21 protein-coding genes and 1 tRNA gene are annotated in these 17858 nt (G+C 65.2%); 10 read left to right on the top strand and 12 right to left on the bottom strand.

The genetic code is table 11. The annotated features are described in order from the left end of the window. Window positions 1–20: 20 nt before the first annotated feature. On the bottom strand, window positions 21–1793 hold the full coding sequence (locus LCL94_RS02175) for a sensor histidine kinase (protein WP_224830788.1): 1773 nt from the start codon (window positions 1791–1793) through the stop codon (window positions 21–23). Between the two features lie 221 nt (window positions 1794–2014). Between LCL94_RS02175 and LCL94_RS02170 the strand changes: the two genes are divergently transcribed. Both LCL94_RS02170 and LCL94_RS02165 read left to right on the top strand, forming a co-directional pair. Further along, window positions 2015–2479 (top strand): Lrp/AsnC family transcriptional regulator, encoded by a 465-nt coding sequence (locus LCL94_RS02170; protein WP_160607537.1) that lies wholly within the window; start codon window positions 2015–2017, stop codon window positions 2477–2479. Further along, window positions 2476–2895: a GFA family protein gene (locus LCL94_RS02165; RefSeq protein ID WP_224830787.1), complete on the top strand. Its 420-nt coding sequence runs from the start codon at window positions 2476–2478 to the stop codon at window positions 2893–2895. The genes LCL94_RS02170 and LCL94_RS02165 overlap by 4 nt, the downstream gene beginning before the upstream one ends. Here the strand turns inward: LCL94_RS02165 and LCL94_RS02160 are convergent, their stop codons facing one another. The 5 genes from LCL94_RS02160 to LCL94_RS02140 all read right to left on the bottom strand — a co-directional run bounded on the left by LCL94_RS02160 (window position 2896) and on the right by LCL94_RS02140 (window position 6135). Beyond that, the gene (locus LCL94_RS02160; protein ID WP_224830786.1) at window positions 2896–3288 is read right to left on the bottom strand and encodes a hypothetical protein; all 393 of its coding nucleotides are present in this window, start codon (window positions 3286–3288) and stop codon (window positions 2896–2898) included. Next, window positions 3264–4613: an acetyl-CoA carboxylase biotin carboxylase subunit gene (accC, locus tag LCL94_RS02155; protein ID WP_224830785.1), complete on the bottom strand. Its 1350-nt coding sequence runs from the start codon at window positions 4611–4613 to the stop codon at window positions 3264–3266. The genes LCL94_RS02160 and accC overlap by 25 nt, the downstream gene beginning before the upstream one ends. A gap of 8 nt (window positions 4614–4621) precedes the next feature. Next, window positions 4622–5113 carry an acetyl-CoA carboxylase biotin carboxyl carrier protein gene (gene accB, locus LCL94_RS02150; RefSeq protein WP_224830784.1) on the bottom strand — a complete coding sequence of 164 codons (492 nt, stop codon included), beginning with the start codon at window positions 5111–5113 and terminating at the stop codon, window positions 4622–4624. A 75-nt stretch (window positions 5114–5188) separates the two neighbouring features. Next, window positions 5189–5623 carry a type II 3-dehydroquinate dehydratase gene (locus LCL94_RS02145; protein WP_224830783.1) on the bottom strand — a complete coding sequence of 145 codons (435 nt, stop codon included), beginning with the start codon at window positions 5621–5623 and terminating at the stop codon, window positions 5189–5191. Between the two features lie 98 nt (window positions 5624–5721). Then, entirely contained in the window at window positions 5722–6135 is a 414-nt protein-coding gene (locus LCL94_RS02140) for a holin family protein (RefSeq protein WP_224830782.1), read from the bottom strand. Window positions 6136–6283: 148 nt separating this feature from the next. Between LCL94_RS02140 and LCL94_RS02135 the strand changes: the two genes are divergently transcribed. After that, entirely contained in the window at window positions 6284–6697 is a 414-nt protein-coding gene (locus tag LCL94_RS02135) for a hypothetical protein (RefSeq protein ID WP_224830781.1), read from the top strand. Between the two features lie 59 nt (window positions 6698–6756). Here LCL94_RS02135 and LCL94_RS02130 read toward each other — a convergent pair. Next, a tRNA-Pro gene (locus LCL94_RS02130) sits at window positions 6757–6833 on the bottom strand. Between the two features lie 199 nt (window positions 6834–7032). Between LCL94_RS02130 and yajC the strand changes: the two genes are divergently transcribed. The 3 genes from yajC to secF are packed head-to-tail and all read left to right on the top strand — an operon-like array spanning window position 7033 to window position 9966. Next, a complete protein-coding gene (gene yajC, locus LCL94_RS02125; protein ID WP_224830780.1) occupies window positions 7033–7359 on the top strand; it encodes a preprotein translocase subunit YajC in 327 nt (108 codons plus the stop codon). 25 nt (window positions 7360–7384) lie between these two features. After that, window positions 7385–8977, top strand: coding sequence for a protein translocase subunit SecD (secD, locus tag LCL94_RS02120; RefSeq protein ID WP_224830779.1), 1593 nt, complete (start codon window positions 7385–7387; stop codon window positions 8975–8977). Between the two features lie 11 nt (window positions 8978–8988). Next, on the top strand, window positions 8989–9966 hold the full coding sequence (gene secF, locus LCL94_RS02115) for a protein translocase subunit SecF (RefSeq protein WP_224830778.1): 978 nt from the start codon (window positions 8989–8991) through the stop codon (window positions 9964–9966). Here the strand turns inward: secF and LCL94_RS02110 are convergent. Together LCL94_RS02110 and LCL94_RS02105 are read right to left on the bottom strand one after the other, a co-directional pair. Continuing rightward, on the bottom strand, window positions 9963–11159 hold the full coding sequence (locus LCL94_RS02110; RefSeq protein WP_224830777.1) for a glycosyltransferase: 1197 nt from the start codon (window positions 11157–11159) through the stop codon (window positions 9963–9965). The two genes, secF and LCL94_RS02110, sit on opposite strands and share 4 nt — an antisense overlap. Beyond that, window positions 11156–11728, bottom strand: a complete 573-nt coding sequence (locus LCL94_RS02105) for a helix-turn-helix transcriptional regulator (RefSeq protein ID WP_222554125.1) — start codon at window positions 11726–11728, stop codon at window positions 11156–11158. Before LCL94_RS02105 ends, LCL94_RS02110 begins: the two co-directional genes overlap by 4 nt. Window positions 11729–11818: 90 nt before the next feature. On the opposite strand from LCL94_RS02105, the gene LCL94_RS02100 reads away from it, so the two are divergent. Together LCL94_RS02100 and LCL94_RS02095 are read left to right on the top strand one after the other, a co-directional pair. Next, a complete protein-coding gene (locus LCL94_RS02100) occupies window positions 11819–12292 on the top strand; it encodes a DUF6456 domain-containing protein (RefSeq protein ID WP_224830776.1) in 474 nt (157 codons plus the stop codon). Window positions 12293–12385: 93 nt separating this feature from the next. Further along, a complete protein-coding gene (locus LCL94_RS02095; protein WP_224830775.1) occupies window positions 12386–12574 on the top strand; it encodes a hypothetical protein in 189 nt (62 codons plus the stop codon). Here LCL94_RS02095 and LCL94_RS02090 read toward each other — a convergent pair. From LCL94_RS02090 to LCL94_RS02080, 3 genes are read right to left on the bottom strand one after another with little or no spacing between them, the layout of a single operon-like run. Then, window positions 12571–13146: a uracil-DNA glycosylase family protein gene (locus LCL94_RS02090; protein ID WP_224830774.1), complete on the bottom strand. Its 576-nt coding sequence runs from the start codon at window positions 13144–13146 to the stop codon at window positions 12571–12573. The two genes, LCL94_RS02095 and LCL94_RS02090, sit on opposite strands and share 4 nt — an antisense overlap. After that, window positions 13143–14948, bottom strand: coding sequence for an ABC-F family ATP-binding cassette domain-containing protein (locus tag LCL94_RS02085; protein ID WP_224830773.1), 1806 nt, complete (start codon window positions 14946–14948; stop codon window positions 13143–13145). The genes LCL94_RS02090 and LCL94_RS02085 overlap by 4 nt, the downstream gene beginning before the upstream one ends. 42 nt (window positions 14949–14990) lie before the next feature. Next, on the bottom strand, window positions 14991–16565 hold the full coding sequence (locus tag LCL94_RS02080) for an amidohydrolase family protein (protein ID WP_224830772.1): 1575 nt from the start codon (window positions 16563–16565) through the stop codon (window positions 14991–14993). A 130-nt stretch (window positions 16566–16695) separates the two neighbouring features. Between LCL94_RS02080 and LCL94_RS02075 the strand changes: the two genes are divergently transcribed. Then, window positions 16696–17421 carry an SIMPL domain-containing protein gene (locus tag LCL94_RS02075; protein ID WP_224830771.1) on the top strand — a complete coding sequence of 242 codons (726 nt, stop codon included), beginning with the start codon at window positions 16696–16698 and terminating at the stop codon, window positions 17419–17421. Window positions 17422–17483: 62 nt separating this feature from the next. Further along, window positions 17484–17789, top strand: coding sequence for a PepSY domain-containing protein (locus tag LCL94_RS02070; protein ID WP_224830770.1), 306 nt, complete (start codon window positions 17484–17486; stop codon window positions 17787–17789). Window positions 17790–17858: the final 69 nt, after the last annotated feature.

Here is a 17858-nt window from a genome sequence, read left to right as displayed (position 1 = left end):
GGGAGTTTTGCCTCCCTGTTTCAGCCGGCTGCACTGTCCGGCTGGTTTTCAGGGCTAGGCAGGCTGCTGGCGGCGGTCAAGAGCGGCAGGCTGAGCACCAGCGCATCGTCCACCCTTGCCAGTTCCCCGCCCGCCGCGCGCGCCTCTGCCCGCGCGAGCCTCAACGAGAAGCCGGCTCCGAAAATACCCGCACTCAGCGCACCGGTCTGCGCGCGGGTATCGACCGAGAATATGTCCGCCGCCTTGCGTAGGGCAGCGGGCAGGGTGAGCGCGAATTCCACCTGTTCGAGCCCCGTCTGCATCTTGAGCGATACCGTCTCGCCGGCCGCCAAGGTGCCAGCAAGCGTGGCGAGAAGGCGCCATGCGAGCCGTTCCGCCTCGCCCTGCGACAGGCCGATCGGCGCGCGCCCTTCGCCAAGGTCGGCGTCGAAGCGCGCGACACGGGGGCTGAGCACCGGCTGCAACTGTGCCACCTGCTTGCGGGCGATGGCGGCGAAATCGGCATCGCCCTTTTCGAGGTCGAGGTCGCCGGTTTCCAGCTTGGCCAGCCGGTCGAGTTCGTCGAACCCGGCAAGGATATGCGCGGCGTCCCCGGCGATGGTCGCTGCGATGGCGCGATATTCGTGGGGCACAGGGCCGATCATCTGCTGCTGTATGATCTCGGCATAGCCCTGCATGGCGTTAACCGGCGTGCGCAGTTCGTGGAGCAGCTGGCGCAGGCGATCAGCCTCGGCCTCGCGGCGGTCCTCGATGCCCGACACCGCGCGACGGAAACGTCCGACATAGCCGTAGAAACGGCCTTCCGAGCGGGTGAAGCGCGGGGTCGCATCGACCACCCAATCGCCTTCCAGTCGGACCGCGCCGCGAATGTTGACGGCCAGCGCCGTCATGGGTTGGCGCATGCGGAGGGTGCGCGCTGCCTCTTCGCTATCCTTGGCTAGCGAAGCCATGTCCATGCCGGTCACCATCGGTGCAATGCCCGGTTCGGCCCAGTCGATGCGGCCTTCCGTGTCGCAGCCGAACAGGAATTGGTCGATGGGCTTTGCCGCGACCTGTTCGTCGTCTTCGCCCAGCGGCAGGCGCGGGTCGTCGTTGTCGCTGGAGCGTTCCGAACGGGTGCGCTGGAATGCCTCGATCCGGTCGACCAGGGCGCGGATGCCTTCCGAACCACCCATGGCCGGCTGCGGCTTGGGCAGCGGGACAGGGCCCGGTTCCGGCTCCGGTTCCGGCACCAGTCGTTCGGGCGAAAGCGAAAGCGGTTCCGGCTCTTCGGGCAGGATTTCGGGTTCGCTTAGCTCCGGCACGCCCTCGACATCCGGCGTTGCGAATTCTTCGACCAGGTCGAACGGTTCGGGCAGCGGCAGCGCGCGGTCGGACACGCCGAGTGCGTCGAGCGCCCGGACAGCCTCGTCGGGCAGGTCCCGGCGATGGCGGAGGAAACCGCGCGCGCGGATGGGTAGCTGCGGGATGAGTTTTTCCCACTCCTCTCCCGTCAGGCGGGCGCGATAGAGCGCGGCAGCCGCGATATGGGGATGCGCCTCGCCGAACCACTTCACCAGTTCCGGATTGCGGAAACGCCAGCCGCTTTCGCCCACGATCGCGGCGCGGTCCTTGACCGGGATCATCTCGCCCAGTGCGATCAGGCGCAGGTAAGCGGCAGCCTTCAGCGCCTTGTCGCCGGCCTGCGGACGCTCTCCCAACAGGTCCAGAAGCTGGCGGAACTGCGTACGCGCCGCACGCTCGCCCGCCGCGCGATTGCGCAGGACTGTGGCAAGGCGGTCGTCAAAATGCATTGCAGCTCCGGTACAGGGAAGGTTTGCGGGCCGGTAACCATGGCGCGCCTACCCCTTCTACCGCTCCAACAAACGTGATGAACGAGATGTTTCCGCCACGTTGCAAAGCGGGACGATTGCTGGCAAAGATAATAATGTTAGCCAATCCGATGGTTGCGCCTTTTCAACATTTCTTAAGTGCGCATCGTCTTTCTGGCGTGGCGTTGTATCGAGGATATTTCATGGCGAATCTCGACGAAATCGATCGTCGTCTGCTTTCCGAACTGCAGGACGAGGGCAGAATCACCAATGTGGAACTGGCGCACCGCGTCGGTCTGACCGCTCCGCCGTGCCTGCGCCGCGTGCGCGCGCTGGAGGAAGAAGGCGTGATTCGCGGCTACCACGCGGAACTCGATCCTTCGAAGCTGGGCTTCTCGATCACCGTTTTCGCCATGGTCAGCCTGAAGAGCCAGGCGGAAGACGCGCTGCGTGAATTCGAGAGCGCGATGAAGGACCTGCCCGAAGTGCGCGAGGTCCACATGCTCAATGGCGAGATCGATTTCATCATCAAGATCGTCAGCCGCGACCTGCAGAGCTTCCAGGAATTCCTGACCAGCAAGCTGACGCCCGCACCCAATGTGGCAAGCGTGAAGACATCGCTGACGATCCGCACCAGCAAGAACGAGCCGGGCGTCCCGCTGGGATGATCGAGGGGCGCTGCCTCTGCTCGGCTGTCCGGATCGAACTGGACGAGCCTGCGGGGCAGGTCGAAATCTGCCAGTGTTCCATGTGCCGTCGCTGGGGCGGGGCGTTCTACAGTGCCCTGTCGGGGAGCGGATTCACGATCCACGGCGAGGACCAGATCGCGGTCTACCAATCCAGCGCCTGGGCCGAACGCGCGTTCTGCAAGACCTGCGGGTCGAACCTGTGGTTCAAGTTCCTCCCCACCGGAAACCGCAGTTTTTCTGCTGGACTGTTCGACGATGCCGGCGGCGCGGAGATCGAGAAGGAGATCTTCGTCGACGAGGCGGCCAGCTGGGCCTGCGTGGCGGGCGAACATCCGCGCATGACCGGCGAAGAGATCATCGCCGAAGCCAAGGCGGCCGGGTTCACCTTCGACTAGCTAGGCGAGGCGCATCAGCTTTCTGAGGTCGCGCCGCACCATCGCATTCGTGAACCGCCCTGCAACCCACTGGCTGGGCGTCAGGCGCTTGCGGGACAGGAACTCCCGTTCCATGATTTCCGCGACCTCGTCCTTGTCCCACAGCGCCCATTCCCCGGCCATGGACAGCAGGTTGCTGCCGAACACAGGGGCCACCTCGCGGCGCAGGATGTCTTCCAGTTCTCCGGACGAATAGCCCGTCTCGCGCAGGTCGCGCGCTAGACAGAGCAGGATTCCCTCCGAATGCTCGGTATCGAGGAACAGGTTCGCCAGCACCGTCCAGGCCGCAAGGCGGCGCGGCTCGATCGGCCGCGACGCGTCGCCGCTCGTCAGGCTTCGCGCTCCTTCAGCCATTCCTCGAGCCACTTGATCGAGTAATCGCCGCTCTTCACGTCGTCCTGCAGCAGCAGTTCCTGGTGGAGCGGGATGTTGGTCTTCACGCCTTCGACGACCATCTCTTCCAGCGCGCGCTTGAGGCGCATCATGCAGCCCTGGCGCGTGCGGCCATAGACGATCAGCTTGGCGATCATGCTGTCGTAATAGGGCGGGATGCGGTAGCCGGCGTAAAGGCCGCTATCGACGCGAACGTGCATGCCGCCTGCCGCGTGATAATAACTCACCTGGCCGGGGCTGGGCGCGAAGGTCCAGGGATCCTCGGCATTGATGCGGCACTCGATGGCGTGGCCGTGGAACTCGATCTCGTCCTGCTTGACCGAGAGCGGATGGCCTGCCGCGATGCGGATCTGTTCGCGCACGAGATCGACACCGGTGATCGCTTCGGTGACGGGATGCTCCACCTGCAGGCGGGTGTTCATCTCGATGAAGTAGAACTCGCCGTTTTCCCACAGGAACTCGATCGTACCGGCGCCGCGATAGCCCATGTCGCGCATGGCCGAGGAGCAGATTTCGCCCATCCGCATGCGCTCTTCGTGGCTGATCACGGGCGAGGGCGCTTCTTCGAGCACCTTCTGGTGGCGGCGCTGGAGCGAACAGTCGCGTTCGCCGAGGTGGATGGCATTGCCTTCACCGTCGCCGAAGACCTGGAATTCGATGTGGCGCGGGTTGCCGAGATACTTCTCGATATAGACCGTGGCGTCGCCGAAGGCGGCCTTCGCCTCGCTGCCGGCCTGCTGCATCAGCGTCTCGAGCTGGTCTTCGCTTTCGCAGACCTTCATGCCGCGGCCGCCGCCGCCGCTCGCCGCCTTGATGATGACCGGATAGCCGATTTCGGCCGCGATCGCTCGCGCTTCCTCGATTTCGGAGACCGCACCGTCGGAGCCGGGCACCAGCGGCAAGCCGAGCTTGCCTGCGGTGCGCTTGGCTTCGACCTTGTCTCCCATCGTGCGGATATGTTCTGGCTTGGGGCCGATCCACTTGATGTCGTGCGCTTCGACGATCTCGGCGAACTTGGCGTTTTCCGAGAGGAAGCCATAGCCCGGGTGGATCGCATCGGCGTGGCTCACCTCTGCGGCAGAGATGATGTTGGCAATGTTGAGATAGCTGTCGGTGGCGGCAGGCGGGCCGATGCACACGGCATGGTCTGCAAGGCGCACGTGCATGGCATCGGCGTCAGCGGTGGAGTGCACCGCGACCGTCTCGATGCCCATTTCATGCGCCGCGCGGTGGATGCGCAGCGCGATTTCGCCGCGATTGGCGATGAGGATACGCGAAATCGTCATGGCCTGCCTCAGCCGATGACGATCAGCGGCTGGTCGAATTCGACCGGCTGGGCGTTCTCGACGAGGATCGCCTTGACCGTCCCGGCCTTGTCGGCGGTGATCGGGTTCATGACCTTCATCGCTTCCACGATAACGAGGGTCTGGCCTTCCTTCACGCTGTCGCCGACCGATACGAAGTCCTTCGCGCCCGGTTCGGGAGCGAGATAGACCGTACCGACCATGGGCGACTTGATCGCACCTTCGGCTGCGGCTGCGGGAGCCGCTTCGGGGGCAGGAGCAGCTGCTGCGGGTGCCGCTGCCGCAGGCGCTGCGGCCATCATCGGGGCGGGGGCTGCGGCCATGGCGATGCCGCCGCCGCGCGAAACGCGGATCTTGCGGTCGCCGTCTTCGACCTCGATTTCGACGAGGCCCGTTTCACCGAGCATTTCCGCGAGTTCGCGAACCAGCGCGGTATCGACGTTCATGCCGGATTTGCCGGCGGAGGACTTGTGGTCGGACATGGGTATCCCTGAGGTTGTTTGAACGGGCCTATGCGCGTCTGTCATCAAACTGACAAGGGGGAGGGGGCAAGCTGTTTACAGCGCGGCGGCCTTGTCCAACGCTACGGCATAGCTGCGCGCACCCAGCCCTTTCACCTCGTCGGCAGCGGCCATCCCCACGTAGGAAACGTGCCGGAAAGCCTCGCGCTGGGCGGGATCGGACAGGTGAACCTCGATTACCGGCACCCCGATTGCGCGGATCGCATCGAGGAGGGCAATCGAGGTGTGGGTATAGGCGCCGGCGTTGAGCAGTACCGCCTTCGCGCCGCTGGCCCGCGCTTCATGAAGCCAGTCGACCAGCACGCCTTCGTGATTGGTCTGGCGGAAGTCGACTGCCACCCCAAGTCCGCGTGCCTGTTCGACGAGGCTCGCCTCGATATCGGCCAGCGTGTCGGAGCCGTAGGTCTCCGGCTCGCGCGTGCCGAGGAGGTTGAGATTGGGGCCGTTGAGGACGAAGACGGTGTCGGTCATGGGGCCTGTCCTAGCCCAGTCGGGACGCAAGGCAAAAGCCGGATTGCGTCCCGCCGGCCCCCACAGGATGGAACGGATGGAACACGGTCCTGGCGAAATTACCGTTCCACGCCCTTGGCCTTCCCCCACTGGCGTGCCGCGGTGTAGCCGAGATAGCCGGTGCCGAAGAGCGCGTAGAGCTCGTCCGGCAGTCCGCGAAGATAACGCGTGATGCCGTCGCCGATGTCGCCTGCCGCCTGCGGCGAGAAGGCTGCCAGCACCCCCATCGGGATGGCGAACAGGATGATCGCATACATCACGTAGAGGAAGCTGGGCCGCGCGCGGCTGGTCCACGGATCGGCCGAGTTGGCCTCGGCGACGATGGCGGAAAGGCGGGCTTCAATGGACTTGAGTTCATGCGTGCCTTCCAGCGCGAGCAGTTCCAGCTTCGCCTTTGCGCGGGCTTGCCTGTCGGGGATGATCTTGTCGATGATCAAGGCGATGGGGCCGATAAGTGATTCGATAAGTGCCATTTGATTTCTCCTTTGCAGAAAAAATGACCGTATTGGCACTTGTAGGAAATCGGGGTGGGGAAGGCCGGTGATCGAGGCGCACCCGTTCATTGAATTACAGGCATTTCTGCGGTATCGGCAGGCAAGTCGAAGGGGCTCGGAGCACCGGATGAAACGCGCAATTCCAACTCTTGTCGCCTCTGCCGCAGCGATTGCGCTGGTCGGCGGTAGCGCGCTGGCGCAATCTGCGCAGCCGATCGCGTCCGACACGCAAGGTGCGCTTGAAGCGCCCGAATATTGGGACTGCGACCGTATCCGGCCCGAATACACCGCCTATCTGGACGCCGGAAACGCGCCCGAGAACTGGCGTTATGTCGGCAAGACCTATCGCGATGTCGCCAACGATCGCACCTACACCTGGCAGGACTGGCTCGACTGGGCCGACGATGCCGGATGCGGCGCGGCACGCCTTGCCGAACCCAAGCCCAACACCGCCATCGGCATCCTGCTCGGATTCTTCGGGGCAGGCCTGATCGCCGCTGTGGGCGGCGGTGGCGGTGGCGGCTCGATCAGCCCGGGCTGACGCACGCGCTCGCGCGCTGATGTAGCGCGACATTTCCATCGATTTGGAAGGGAAACCACTGGTCGGGACGACTGGATTCGAACCAGCGACCCCTACACCCCCAGTATAGTGCGCTACCAGACTGCGCCACGTCCCGATACCAGTGGAGGCGGCCCTATAGGCCCCGCTCCTGTGCATGGCAAGCGTCTAGCGCGGGCAATTCATTGCCCTGCAATCGCGATCCTGCTAGCTGCGCGCCACATCGAGGGGGAGGTGCGCCTGTCGCTGCTTGATTGCAGCCAAAGCGGACCTACCTCGCACGGATCAATTTACGAACGGACACAGGCAATTCCCGCATGATCGACCTTCTCGCCGCAGCCGGCTCCGCCGCAGCCCAGCCGCCCGTGTGGCTCCAGATCCTTCCGTGGGTGGCGATCTTCGCCGTCTTCTGGTTCCTGATGATCCGCCCGCAGATGCGCCAGCAGAAGGCGCACCAGGAAAAGATCGCCGGACTGAAGCGTGGTGACGAAGTGGTGACCGCTGGCGGCCTCGTGGGTCGCATCACCAAGGTGGAAGACCAGTTCGTCGAAGTCGAACTCGCCAAGGGCATGAAGGTCCGCGCGGTCCGCAACACCATCGGCGAAGTGCTTTCGGGCACTGCGACCAAGCCCGCCAACGACTGACCCGGCAAAAGGCGTAATCCAAGCCATGCTCGAATTTCCAACCTGGAGGAAAGCGTTCCTGTGGGGCATCGCCGTCGTCGGCATGCTCCTGTCGCTGCCGTCCATCTTCTCGCTCGCCAATCTCGACTGGCCCGAGCAGCTTCCCGAGCCGACGATCAATCTCGGCCTCGACCTTGCCGGCGGTAGCCACATCCTGCTCGAAGCCGACCGCGCCGATGTCGCCGCGACCAGGCTCGAGGACCTGGAAGAAAGCGTCCGCAATGCCATGCGCCGGGCAGAACCTCGCATCCGCATCGGCGATGTCTCGACCGCCGACGGCCAGCTGAGCTTCCTGCTCGACGACGTCACCGAGGTAGACCGCGCGCGCGCCGAACTCGAAGCCATCATGAACGGCACCGGACCGGTGCGCGAATGGGATCTCCAGGTCGTCGACGGCCAGCGGTTCGTCCTGACGCCGACCCAAGCGGGCCTCGACAATGCGGTCGATGCCGCGATGGAAGGCGCGCTGCGCACCGTCGGTATCCGTATCGACGGCCTCGGCACGCGCGAGCCGACCATCCTGCGCCAGGGCGACACCCGCATCGTGGTCCAGGTTCCGGGCCTGCAGGATCCCGAACAGCTGAAGGAACTGCTTGGCAAGACCGCCAAGCTCGAATTCAAGCTGGTCGAACGCCAGGCGAGCGCGGAAGAAGTCCAGCGCGGCTTCGTCGCGGGCGGCGAAGTGGTGCCCTATGCCGAAGGCGAGGGCTTCCCCAACGGCGTCGTGGTCCAGCGTATCGGCGGCATCGACGGCGAAACGCTGACGAGCGCGCAGCAGAGCTTCGATCCGCGTACCAACGAGCCGGTCGTCTCGATCACCTTCAACCCCGACGGCGGCCGCCGCTTTGCGCGCATGACGACGCAGTACACCGGCCGCCAGTTCGCGATCATCCTCGACGGCGAGGTTATCTCGGCCCCGCGGATGCAGGAGCCGATCCAGAACGGCCAGTCGCAGATTTCGGGCAGCTTCACTGTCGAAAGCGCGAACAACCTCGCCATCCAGCTGCGTTCGGGCGCACTGCCGGTCGATCTCAGCGTGGTGGAGGAACGTACCGTCGGTCCCGACCTCGGCGCCGATTCGATCAAGCAGGGCATGATCGCCATCCTCCTCGGCACGCTGCTGGTGATGGGCCTGATGATCGTGACGTACGGGCGCTTCGGCATCTATGCGACGGTGGCACTGGTCATCAACGTGTTCATGCTGCTGGGCATCATGGCCGCGCTCAACATGACGCTGACCTTGCCCGGCCTTGCCGGCTTCGTGCTGACCATCGGTGCGGCGGTCGACGCCAACGTGCTGATCAACGAACGCATCCGCGAAGAACGCAAGCGCGGGCGGCGGGTCGTGGCCGCGGTGGAGAACGGCTACAAGGAAGCCAGCCGCGCGATCTACGACGCCAACGTCACGAACTTCATTGCCGGCGTGCTGCTGTTCAATTTCGGTTCGGGCCCGATCAAGGGCTTCGCGGTCGTGCTCGTGGTGGGTCTCTTCACCAGCGTGTTCACCGCCGTGCCGCTCACCCGCATGTGGGTTGCCGGCTGGCTGCGCAAGACGCGCCCCACCGACATCAATCTTTGAGGTAACGGACGATGAAACTTCTCAAGCTCGTCCCCGACGACACCAACATCAAGTTCCTCAAGTGGCGCTTCCCCTTCTTCGTGGTCAGCATCCTGCTGATCGCGGGCAGCTGGGCGATGGTCTTCACCAAGGGGCTCAACTACGGCGTGGATTTCGCCGGCGGTCTCGAAGTGCGCGCGACCTTCACCGAACGGGCCGAGGCGCCGGTCGCTGAACTGCGCGAGGATGTCGAGAACCTCGGCTACCAAAGCCCGGTTGTCCAGCGTTTCGGCGAGGACAACCAGGTCTCGATCCGCGTCCGCCTGCCCGACGAGGTGGCGGCCGATAACGACGCTGCGCAGGCTGCCGCCAACGAGGTCGTTGCGGAACTGCAGGGCAACTACCCCGATTTCCGTCTCGACGGGAACGACAACGTGTCGGGCAAGGTCTCGGGCGAATTCCGCGAGGACGCGATCTTCGCGCTGGTCGCCGCTATGCTGGCGGTGGCGCTCTACATCTGGATACGCTTCGAATGGCAATTCGGGGTGGGCGCGCTCTTCGCGCTGTTCCACGACGTGTCGCTGGCGCTGGGGATGTTCGCGCTGTTCCAGATGGAATTCAGCCTCCAGATCATCGCGGCGATCCTGGCCATCATCGGCTATTCGCTGAACGATACGATCGTCGTCTACGACCGCATCCGCGAGAACCTGAAGAAGTATCGCAAGATGCCGCTGCCCGAGCTGCTCGACCTGTCGGTCAACGAGACGCTGGCGCGTACCGTGATGACCTCGCTGACGCTGCTGCTGGCGCTGCTGCCGCTGCTGTTCGTCGGCCCGGCGAGCCTGTTCGGCCTTACCGCCGCGATCACGCTCGGCCTGTTCGTGGGCACCTACAGCTCGGTCTACATGGCAGCGCCGCTGCTGGTGTGGATGGGCGTGACCTCGGACAGTTTCGTTCCGGAAGAAACGGTAGCCGACCGGCAGGAAAAGGTCGCCCGCGGCGAAGTCTAACCTTCCAGCAGGCGATCGTAATGGGCGGCCAGCGCCCGTCCGTTCGCCTCCCAGCTGTATTCCTTGACGCAGGCGGCTACCTCCTCGGGTGGCCGCCTGTTTTGCAATACCAGCCGGATACCTTCGCGCACCGCCTCGGTCCGGCGGGCGACGATCACGCCGGCCACCGGCGTATCGACCACTTCGCGCGCGCCGCCCGCATCGGTGATGACGATGGGGGTGCCGCAGGCGAGAGCCTCGATCCAGGCGTTGGCAAGGCCTTCGCTGGCAGAGGGCAGGACCATCGCGTCCGCAGCCGACAGCACCAGCGGCAGGAGGTCGTGGTCGAGCAAGCCGAGGAAGTGCACGCGCTCCGCCACGCCTTCCGAGCGTGCGAGCGCGCGCAGGCTGGCCTCGTCCTCTCCCTTGCCGACCAGGAGAAGGCGGGCCTCAGGCAGATCGCCGAGCGCCTTGATGACCAGCGCCTGCCCCTTGCGCTCGATCAGCGCGCCTACCGTGGCGAGCAACCGGTCGTCCTTGGATAGCGGGAGGCCCAGTTCTTCCGCCAGTCGCGCGCGCAACTGCGTATGGCCGAGGGGGCGGAACCGGTCGCGGTCGAGGCCGGTGCGGTGGATCGTGATTTTCTCGCGCTGTATTCCCAGCGCGGCCATGTCGTCTGCCAGCGCGTCGGACACGGCGAGCACGCCTGCCGCCTTGTCTGCCGTTTCGCGCAGCGCCGCGAGGCCGTAGCTGCGCGCGCCCCAGTAATGGATGTCCGCCCCGCGCGCCTTGACCGAAAAGGGCAGGCCGAGTTCGCCCGCGACACGCATGGCCGCGGGTCCATCGGGATAGAAGAATTGCGCATCGACGAGGTCGAAGGGTGCCGCCTCGTGAAGCGTGCGGGCGAGCGGCATAACGGCTGCCGCGATCAGCGCCGGGTTGAGCCTGCCGCCGACTTTGGGAAGCAGGCGGAAGACGGGCCGGTGGACCTCGACGCCCTTTTCCGTCCCGCTCACCGCCGCATCGCGCACGGTCTTGTAGCGGCCGAAGACCACGGGCGGCAGGCCGATGGGATTGATGACCACGGGTTGCCAGCCGGTTTCGCGTGCGAGCGCCTCGATCGAACGGGCGACGAACGTGCCGAAGCGCGGGTGCGCCTCGTTCGGCCAGAGCGTGGAGAGGACGAGAACCCGGCATTTGGGCGCGTCGCTCACAGCCGGCGGACCAGCATTTCGGCGACCCCGATCCACGCAGGCCCATCGACGACCTGCTGCTTTTCGCCATGCCCCGGCGGAAGGATGCCGACGAGGCTGCCCTGCCGGTCGATCAGCCGACCGAAGGCGAAGCGGCCGGCCTTCTTCGGTACCAGCACGTCGCGGTTGACGGCGCGGGCGGCGTCTTCGGGCGCGATCTGCCGGAGCCACAGCTGGTCGCCGGGCCGGTATTCGCCGTGGGGATAATCGATCGTCAGCACCATCAGCGAACCGCTGCCGCCGAGGTCGGTGGCAAGGATCGCATCGCGCGTCGTCTCCAGCGCCTCGGGCCCGTCCCTACCGAGCGTGGCGACCACTTGCGGGTGTTCGGCGTTTTCCGAGCGCACCAGCACTTCGGGCTCCACCTCCAGCGCGGCGGCGATCCGGTCCATCCACTTGAGCGACAGGTTGCGCATCCCCGTCTCCAGTCGCCCCACCGTCTGCGGGGTGGTCGGCGGCACGCAGGCTTCTGCGAGGTCGGCCAGCGTCCAGCCCTTCTGCTTGCGGATATCGCGGATGCGGTTGATCACTCGGGCTCTCCCTTAACCGGAATGGTTTTTGACCTTTCCTACAATAACCGGAACTTTGCAAGGGCACACCACAGACAAAGGAGACTGCCGATGCGCCGAGAACTGGTCGAACGAGAATTGACGGAGACCGGCGTGAGCGGTCGTGGCTCGGCTAGGGCCGCCAAGCGAACCGTAACGGTAAATCTCGCCGAAAGTCCGTTGTCCTGGCTCCATGCGCGGGGGCATCTGGACGACCGCCTCTTCCAAGCCGGGGAACGACTGCGGCTGGATTACGAGCGGGCCCAGCTTTCGCCCGGCGTCACCATGCGCTGGGACCCGGTGCGCGTCGACGGTGGCGGCGGTGACGGCATGACGCCGACCGAGCGCCAGCTTGCGGCGAAGGCGCGGTTCGGCGCGGCGATGGCCGAAGCGGGCAGCGGCCTGTCCGATGTCCTGTGGCGCGTAGTCTGCGGCTGCGAAAGCCTGCCCGAGGCGGAGAAGGGCCTCGGCTGGCCGGTGCGCAGCGGCAAGCTGGTACTGAAGTTGGCACTGGACCGTGTGGCGGACTACTACCGGATTGCTTGAAAGGTCTGCGGTATGAAGATTGGCAGAGTAGCTCCCGACTTACGTCCCGCGATTCGTCGCTACGCGCGAGGCTGGCGCTGGACGGGGCTCGGCTTGCTCGTTGCAGGTGCCATCATGGTGGTCTGGCCCCGCGTGACCGGTGAATGGCCGATGATCGGGTCGCTGCCCCTTCAGCGGCTGGGTTTCATTCTCGTGGCGGCTGCCTGGATCATCCTGGTCGCTGTGATCGTCCGCCGCACGCGGTATTACCGGCAGCTCCTTGCCGAAAGGGACGCGGGCTAGAGCAGGCGCGCGATCCTATTGCGCAGCTCCGGCAATACCTCTGTCTCGAACCACGGATTGGCGCGCATGAACAAGGTGCTGCGCCACGAGGGATGGGGCAGGGGGAGATACTCGGGAAGATAGTCCCGGAAACGCCGCACGCGCTCCACGAGGGAAAGCTTGCGCGATTCGGGCAGGTAACGCGCCTGCGCGTAAGTGCCGACCAGCAGGGTAAGCCTCTCTTCCCGAAGCACGTCCAGTACGCGGTCATGCCATTGCGGCGCACATTCGGGGCGCGGGGGCTTGTCCCCGCCGTTTGCCTTGCCCGGATAGCAGAAGCCCATCGGCACGAGTGCGACCTGCACCGGATCGTACATTTGCTCCCTCGTCAGGCCGGTCCATTCGCGAAGGCGGTCGCCGCTCGCATCGTCCCACGGGATGCCGCTTTCATGGACCTTCGATCCGGGGGCCTGCCCGATGATCAGAAGCCTTGCCGTCGGGGAGAAACTCGCCACCGGCCGGACACCGTGCGGCAGGTGCCGTTCGCACAGCCGGCAGGCGGCAATCTCTTCGGCCAGCTGCCTTGCGCTCAAAGCGCCTCGACCATTTCCGCCAGCATCAGCCAGCGCTCTTCCGCTGCGTCCTTTTCGGCACGCGCATTTTCGATGCCCTTGCTGATAGTCGCGAATTTCTGTGGATCGGAGGTGTAGAGACCGGGGTCGGACAGGATTGTCTCGCCCTTGGCGATGGCCGCTTCCAGCTCCTCGATCCGCGCGGGCAGCAGCTCGAAATCGCGCTGGTCCTTGTACGACAGCTTGGTCGGTTTGGACGGCGGCGGGGCAGGGGCGGGCGCGGGGGCCTTATCTTCCTTTTTCGCCTTGCCGGAGACCGGCTGGCGCCGCTTGGCTTCCCAATCTTCGTAACCGCCCGCGACCACGTCCACCTTGCCGGTCCCGTCGAGGCCGAGCGTGATCGTTACCGTGCGGTCGAGGAAGTCACGGTCGTGGCTGACGATGAGGACAGTGCCTTCGTAATCGGCAATCACTTCCTGCAGCAGGTCGAGCGTTTCGAGGTCGAGATCGTTGGTTGGCTCGTCCAGCACCAGCAGGTTCGATGCCTTGGCGAATTCGCGGGCCAGCAGCAGGCGGCTGCGTTCGCCGCCCGACAGGACTGCGACCTTCATATCGACGATCTTGGGGTCGAACAGGAACTCCTTGAGATAGCCCTGCACGTGTTTGCGCGACCCCCGAACGTCGATCCAGTCGCCGCCTTCGGCCAGCACCTGCCGCACGGTCTTGTCCTCGCCGAGCAGCTGGCGCTGCTGGTCGATCATCACGCCGGTCAGCGTCTTGGCGATGTCGACCGTGCCGCTGTCGGGCTGCATTTCGCCGGTCAGCATCTTGAGCAGCGTGGTCTTGCCGGCCCCGTTCGCACCGACGATGCCGATCCGGTCGCCGCGCTGGATGCGCAGCGAGAAGGGCTTGATGATCGTGCGGTCGCCATAGGACTTGGTGATGTTCTCGGCGACGATGACCGACTTCGACTTGAAGTCTTCTTCCGTGGCGAGCTTGAGCTTGGCCGTGCCGGCACTGGCGATCATGGAGGCGCGCTGGGCGCGCATCTGCCACAGCTTTTCGAGCCGTCCCTGGTTGCGCTTGCGCCGCGCGGTCACGCCGCGTTCGAGCCAGTGGGCCTCGATCTTCAGCTTGGCGTCGAGCTTTTCCGCCGCGCGCGCTTCTTCGGCATAGACCTGTTCTTCCCACGCCTCGTAGCCGCCGAAACCGACTTCCTTGCGCCGCAGGATGCCGCGGTCGAGCCAGATGGTCGCGCGGGTCAGGCGCTTCAGGAAGGTGCGGTCGTGGCTGATGACCACGAAAGCGCCGCGATAGCGTTCGAGCCAGCCCTCCAGCCAGTCGATCGCGCCGAGGTCGAGGTGGTTGGTCGGCTCGTCCATCAGCAGCAGGTCGGGGTCCTGCGCCAGCGCGCGGGCAATGGCCGCGCGGCGCTTTTCACCCCCGCTGGCGCCATTGGTCTCGCGGCTCATGTCGATGCCGAGCTGGCCGGCGATGGCTTCGACCTCGTGCTCCTGCGGCGCGTGCTCGCCGGCGAGCGCCCAGTCGAGCAGGGTCTTGTAACCCGACAGGTCCGGATCCTGTTCGAGCAGCACGATCTTGGCGTGCGGCTTGACCTTGCGTGTGCCTGCATCGGTTTCGATGCGCCCGTCAATCATGCGGAAAAGCGTGGTCTTGCCAACGCCATTGCGGCCGATCAGCGCGAGCCGGTCGCGCGGGCCGATATGCAGGTCGAGCGGCTCGTGGTCGGGACCGCCGAACAACCATTTTCCGCCCTGCTGCAGGGCCATGCCTTCGAGGCTTAGGATGGGGGGCTGTGCCATGTCGGGCCGCGAGGTAGTCGCGCGGCCCGCAAGCTGCAAGCGCTACTCGCCCGAAGGCTGCTGAGCCTTCTGCGCTTCGACCATGGCGGCCACGCTTTCGAGCAGTTTCGGCGCGTCGTAGACCACGCCGTCCTTAATGGTCCAGCGCACGCCGCCGACCTGCTCGATCTCGCCGCTCTCGTAATTGAGCTTCGTGTGGCCGGTGCCGTAGAGCAGTTTCAGATTGTCCAGCGGATTGCCCGGCACGATGACGAGATCGGCCAGCTTGCCCACCTGGATGGTGCCCATCGGCGGTTCTTCCCCGCGCGGCTCGTAGATTTCCTCCGCGCCCGAAATAGTCGCGGCGCGAATTACCTCCAGAGGGGAAAGGCCCGCTTCGCGCAGCATTTCGAGCTCGCCGATATAGGCGAAGCCCCAGGTCTGGTAGATATAGCCCGGGTCACTGCCCGCGGTGACACGCCCGCCGCGGCGGTGGAATTCTGCCGTCAGGTCGAACCAGTAACGGTAGAACTTGCGCCAGGCGACCTCGTCCTCGGTGCTCCAGTCCTTGTAATAGCTGCCGTGATTGGTCGCGCTGGGGGCGTAGAAATCCATCAGCGAGGGCAGCGAATAGCGCGCGTGCCAGTCGCGGTTCTTGGCCGCCATCACGTCGCGGCTGGCGGAATAGATGTTGAAGGTGGGACTGAGCGTCACGCCGCTTTCGACCAGGAAATCGATGTACTCGTCCCATTCCTCGCTGCCCGGCTCGACCACCTGGTCGGCAAGGCGCGCGACCCACGCGAAGCGGGATTGCTCGTCGAAATAATTGTAGCCTTCGGGATAGCGGACCAGCGCATTGTCGCTCAGCAGGCTTTCGAAGTGGCCGTAGAAATGGGTCACGCCGTCGAGGCCCAGTTCCACCGCCTTTTTCGCATTGACGCGCTGCACGCCCGGCTGGGCGAGGTGGGCGACCGTGCCCATGCCCTGCTTTTCCGCTTCGTCCAGCGCGGCGGCGAAGACATCGGGCATCAGCGAGTTGAAGAACTTGATCCCCCAGAACCCCTGCGCCTTGGCCCAGCGCACCCATTCGCGCGCGCCCGCTTGGGTCGTGGGGGCGGGGCGGCCCCATTTGTCGCCGAATACGGCGTAAGGGTAGAGCCGCGGCGCGACGATCGTGTTCGCCGCGCTGCGCTGGGCATCGGTCAGGTCGGGCTGGCCGGGGCCGAAATAGAACGAGACGCCGCGCACGCTGGTGACGCCGTGGGCTAGCCACAGGCGATAGCCATAGGACGGTTGGGCGGCCTTACCGGGATCGCCATTATGGCCGTGCACGTCGACGAAGCCGGGCATGACTGTCATGCCGCGCGCATCGAGCAAGCGTGATGCACCTGCCTTCACCGCGTCCGGCGCGCCGCCCCCGTGGATCGCGGCAATGCGGTTACCCTCGATCACGATATCGACCGGGCCCATCGGCGGGGCGCCGGACCCCTCGATCATGGTCGCACCGGACACGATGAGGGTCTCGAACGGGCCTTCCGCCTCGCCCGGCTGGCGGTCTGGGACGGGCTGCATCTGTGCCGACGCGCTGCTCGCCATCACGGCCATTGCCATGCCGGCCAGGAATTTGCGGATACCCATTCTCGTCCCCTTGATTTCGCTTGGGGCTGGCTAACGGCTTCACGGCGACAAGGGAAGCGGGGAACCGAACCGTTCAGCCATCGGTAAAGCAAGGATGCCGAAAAGGTACCGAGGTTTAAGGAGTTACGCCATGTCCCGCATCACCGTTACCGCCGCCGCCATCGCCGCGATTGCCGCTGCTTCGCCCGCCCTGGGTGCCGAGATCCAGATTGCCGCTACCGGTCCGGTAGTGGAACTGACCGTCAACGAGGTGGTCCGCACGGCACCCGATGTCGCGGGGGTCGGGGCAGGGGTAACGACGCGGGCCGCCACCGCGCAGGAGGCCGTGCGCCTCAACGCTCAGCAGATGGAACGGCTGATCGACAAGCTCCGTTCGCTCGGCATTGCGCGCAAGGATATCCAGACCTCGAACTTCAACCTGAACGCCCAGTACCAGTACAACAACGACGGCCGGCAGCCGACTTTCGTCGGTTATGACGTGACCAACCAGCTCAACGTGAAGCTGCGTGACCTGAAGCGTGCAGGCGAAGTGCTCGACGCGCTGGTCGGCGCGGGCGCGAACAACATTTACGGCCCGAACTTCATGCTGGAGGACGACAAGGACGCGAAGCAGGCCGCACGCAAGGCGGCTTTCGCCAGCGGGCTTGCCATGGCCGAGGAATATGCACGCATGAGCGGCTATACCGGTGTGCGCCTGCTCGAAGTGTCCGAAAGCTACCAGAGCTATGGCCCGATGATGCGCGGCGAGGGCGCTATCGCGGTCTCCTCCGTCTCGGCCGACGCGACGACCCAGATCGAACCCGGCGAGGTCGGGACCGGCGTTTCGGTGCTGGTGAAATACGAGATGACCCGCTGAACGGGCGCGAAAGGCGGTATTCACACCTTGTTCAATGGATCGCGATTAGTCACACAGGCACCATGAAACGCCTGCTCTCCTCCTTTCTCGCCGTCGGCCTCGTCGCCGGCCCGATTGTTGCGGCCCCGCTCGCGGCGCAGAGCCGTTCCGACCAGGGCGAAGCGCGCAAGGAAATGAGCGCGGGCCGCACCCTTTCGCTTCGCCAGATCGAGGCGCGCATCCTGCCGACCATGGGCGATGCCGAATATCTCGGCCCCGCCTATGACAGCGTGGCCGTGGCCTATCGCCTCAAGTTCATCCGCAACGGCCGCGTGCTGTTCGTGGATGTCGATGCGCGCACCGGCCGGGTAATCCGGCGCAGCAACTGATCGCCGGAGAAACTCCGTTCATCTTGACGCGTTCATCTACATGAACGACACGCGTCACAAAGGTTACAA

The organism is Qipengyuania gaetbuli, from assembly GCF_020171365.1.
Lineage (GTDB): Bacteria > Pseudomonadota > Alphaproteobacteria > Sphingomonadales > Sphingomonadaceae > Qipengyuania > Qipengyuania gaetbuli_B.
Note: the sequence above shows the minus strand (reverse complement) of the source record. Positions and strands in the feature narration are given on the sequence as shown.

Coding starts and splice junctions, on each gene's coding strand:
- LCL94_RS02175 (WP_224830788.1), bottom strand. CDS start 1,793: ATGCATTTTGACGACCGCCTTGCCACAGTCCTGCGCAATCGCGCGGCG.
- LCL94_RS02170 (WP_160607537.1), top strand. CDS start 2,015: ATGGCGAATCTCGACGAAATCGATCGTCGTCTGCTTTCCGAACTGCAG.
- LCL94_RS02165 (WP_224830787.1), top strand. CDS start 2,476: ATGATCGAGGGGCGCTGCCTCTGCTCGGCTGTCCGGATCGAACTGGAC.
- LCL94_RS02160 (WP_224830786.1), bottom strand. CDS start 3,288: ATGGCTGAAGGAGCGCGAAGCCTGACGAGCGGCGACGCGTCGCGGCCG.
- accC (WP_224830785.1), bottom strand. CDS start 4,613: ATGACGATTTCGCGTATCCTCATCGCCAATCGCGGCGAAATCGCGCTG.
- accB (WP_224830784.1), bottom strand. CDS start 5,113: ATGTCCGACCACAAGTCCTCCGCCGGCAAATCCGGCATGAACGTCGAT.
- LCL94_RS02145 (WP_224830783.1), bottom strand. CDS start 5,623: ATGACCGACACCGTCTTCGTCCTCAACGGCCCCAATCTCAACCTCCTC.
- LCL94_RS02140 (WP_224830782.1), bottom strand. CDS start 6,135: ATGGCACTTATCGAATCACTTATCGGCCCCATCGCCTTGATCATCGAC.
- LCL94_RS02135 (WP_224830781.1), top strand. CDS start 6,284: ATGAAACGCGCAATTCCAACTCTTGTCGCCTCTGCCGCAGCGATTGCG.
- yajC (WP_224830780.1), top strand. CDS start 7,033: ATGATCGACCTTCTCGCCGCAGCCGGCTCCGCCGCAGCCCAGCCGCCC.
- secD (WP_224830779.1), top strand. CDS start 7,385: ATGCTCGAATTTCCAACCTGGAGGAAAGCGTTCCTGTGGGGCATCGCC.
- secF (WP_224830778.1), top strand. CDS start 8,989: ATGAAACTTCTCAAGCTCGTCCCCGACGACACCAACATCAAGTTCCTC.
- LCL94_RS02100 (WP_224830776.1), top strand. CDS start 11,819: ATGCGCCGAGAACTGGTCGAACGAGAATTGACGGAGACCGGCGTGAGC.
- LCL94_RS02085 (WP_224830773.1), bottom strand. CDS start 14,948: ATGGCACAGCCCCCCATCCTAAGCCTCGAAGGCATGGCCCTGCAGCAG.
- LCL94_RS02080 (WP_224830772.1), bottom strand. CDS start 16,565: ATGGGTATCCGCAAATTCCTGGCCGGCATGGCAATGGCCGTGATGGCG.
- LCL94_RS02075 (WP_224830771.1), top strand. CDS start 16,696: ATGTCCCGCATCACCGTTACCGCCGCCGCCATCGCCGCGATTGCCGCT.
- LCL94_RS02070 (WP_224830770.1), top strand. CDS start 17,484: ATGAAACGCCTGCTCTCCTCCTTTCTCGCCGTCGGCCTCGTCGCCGGC.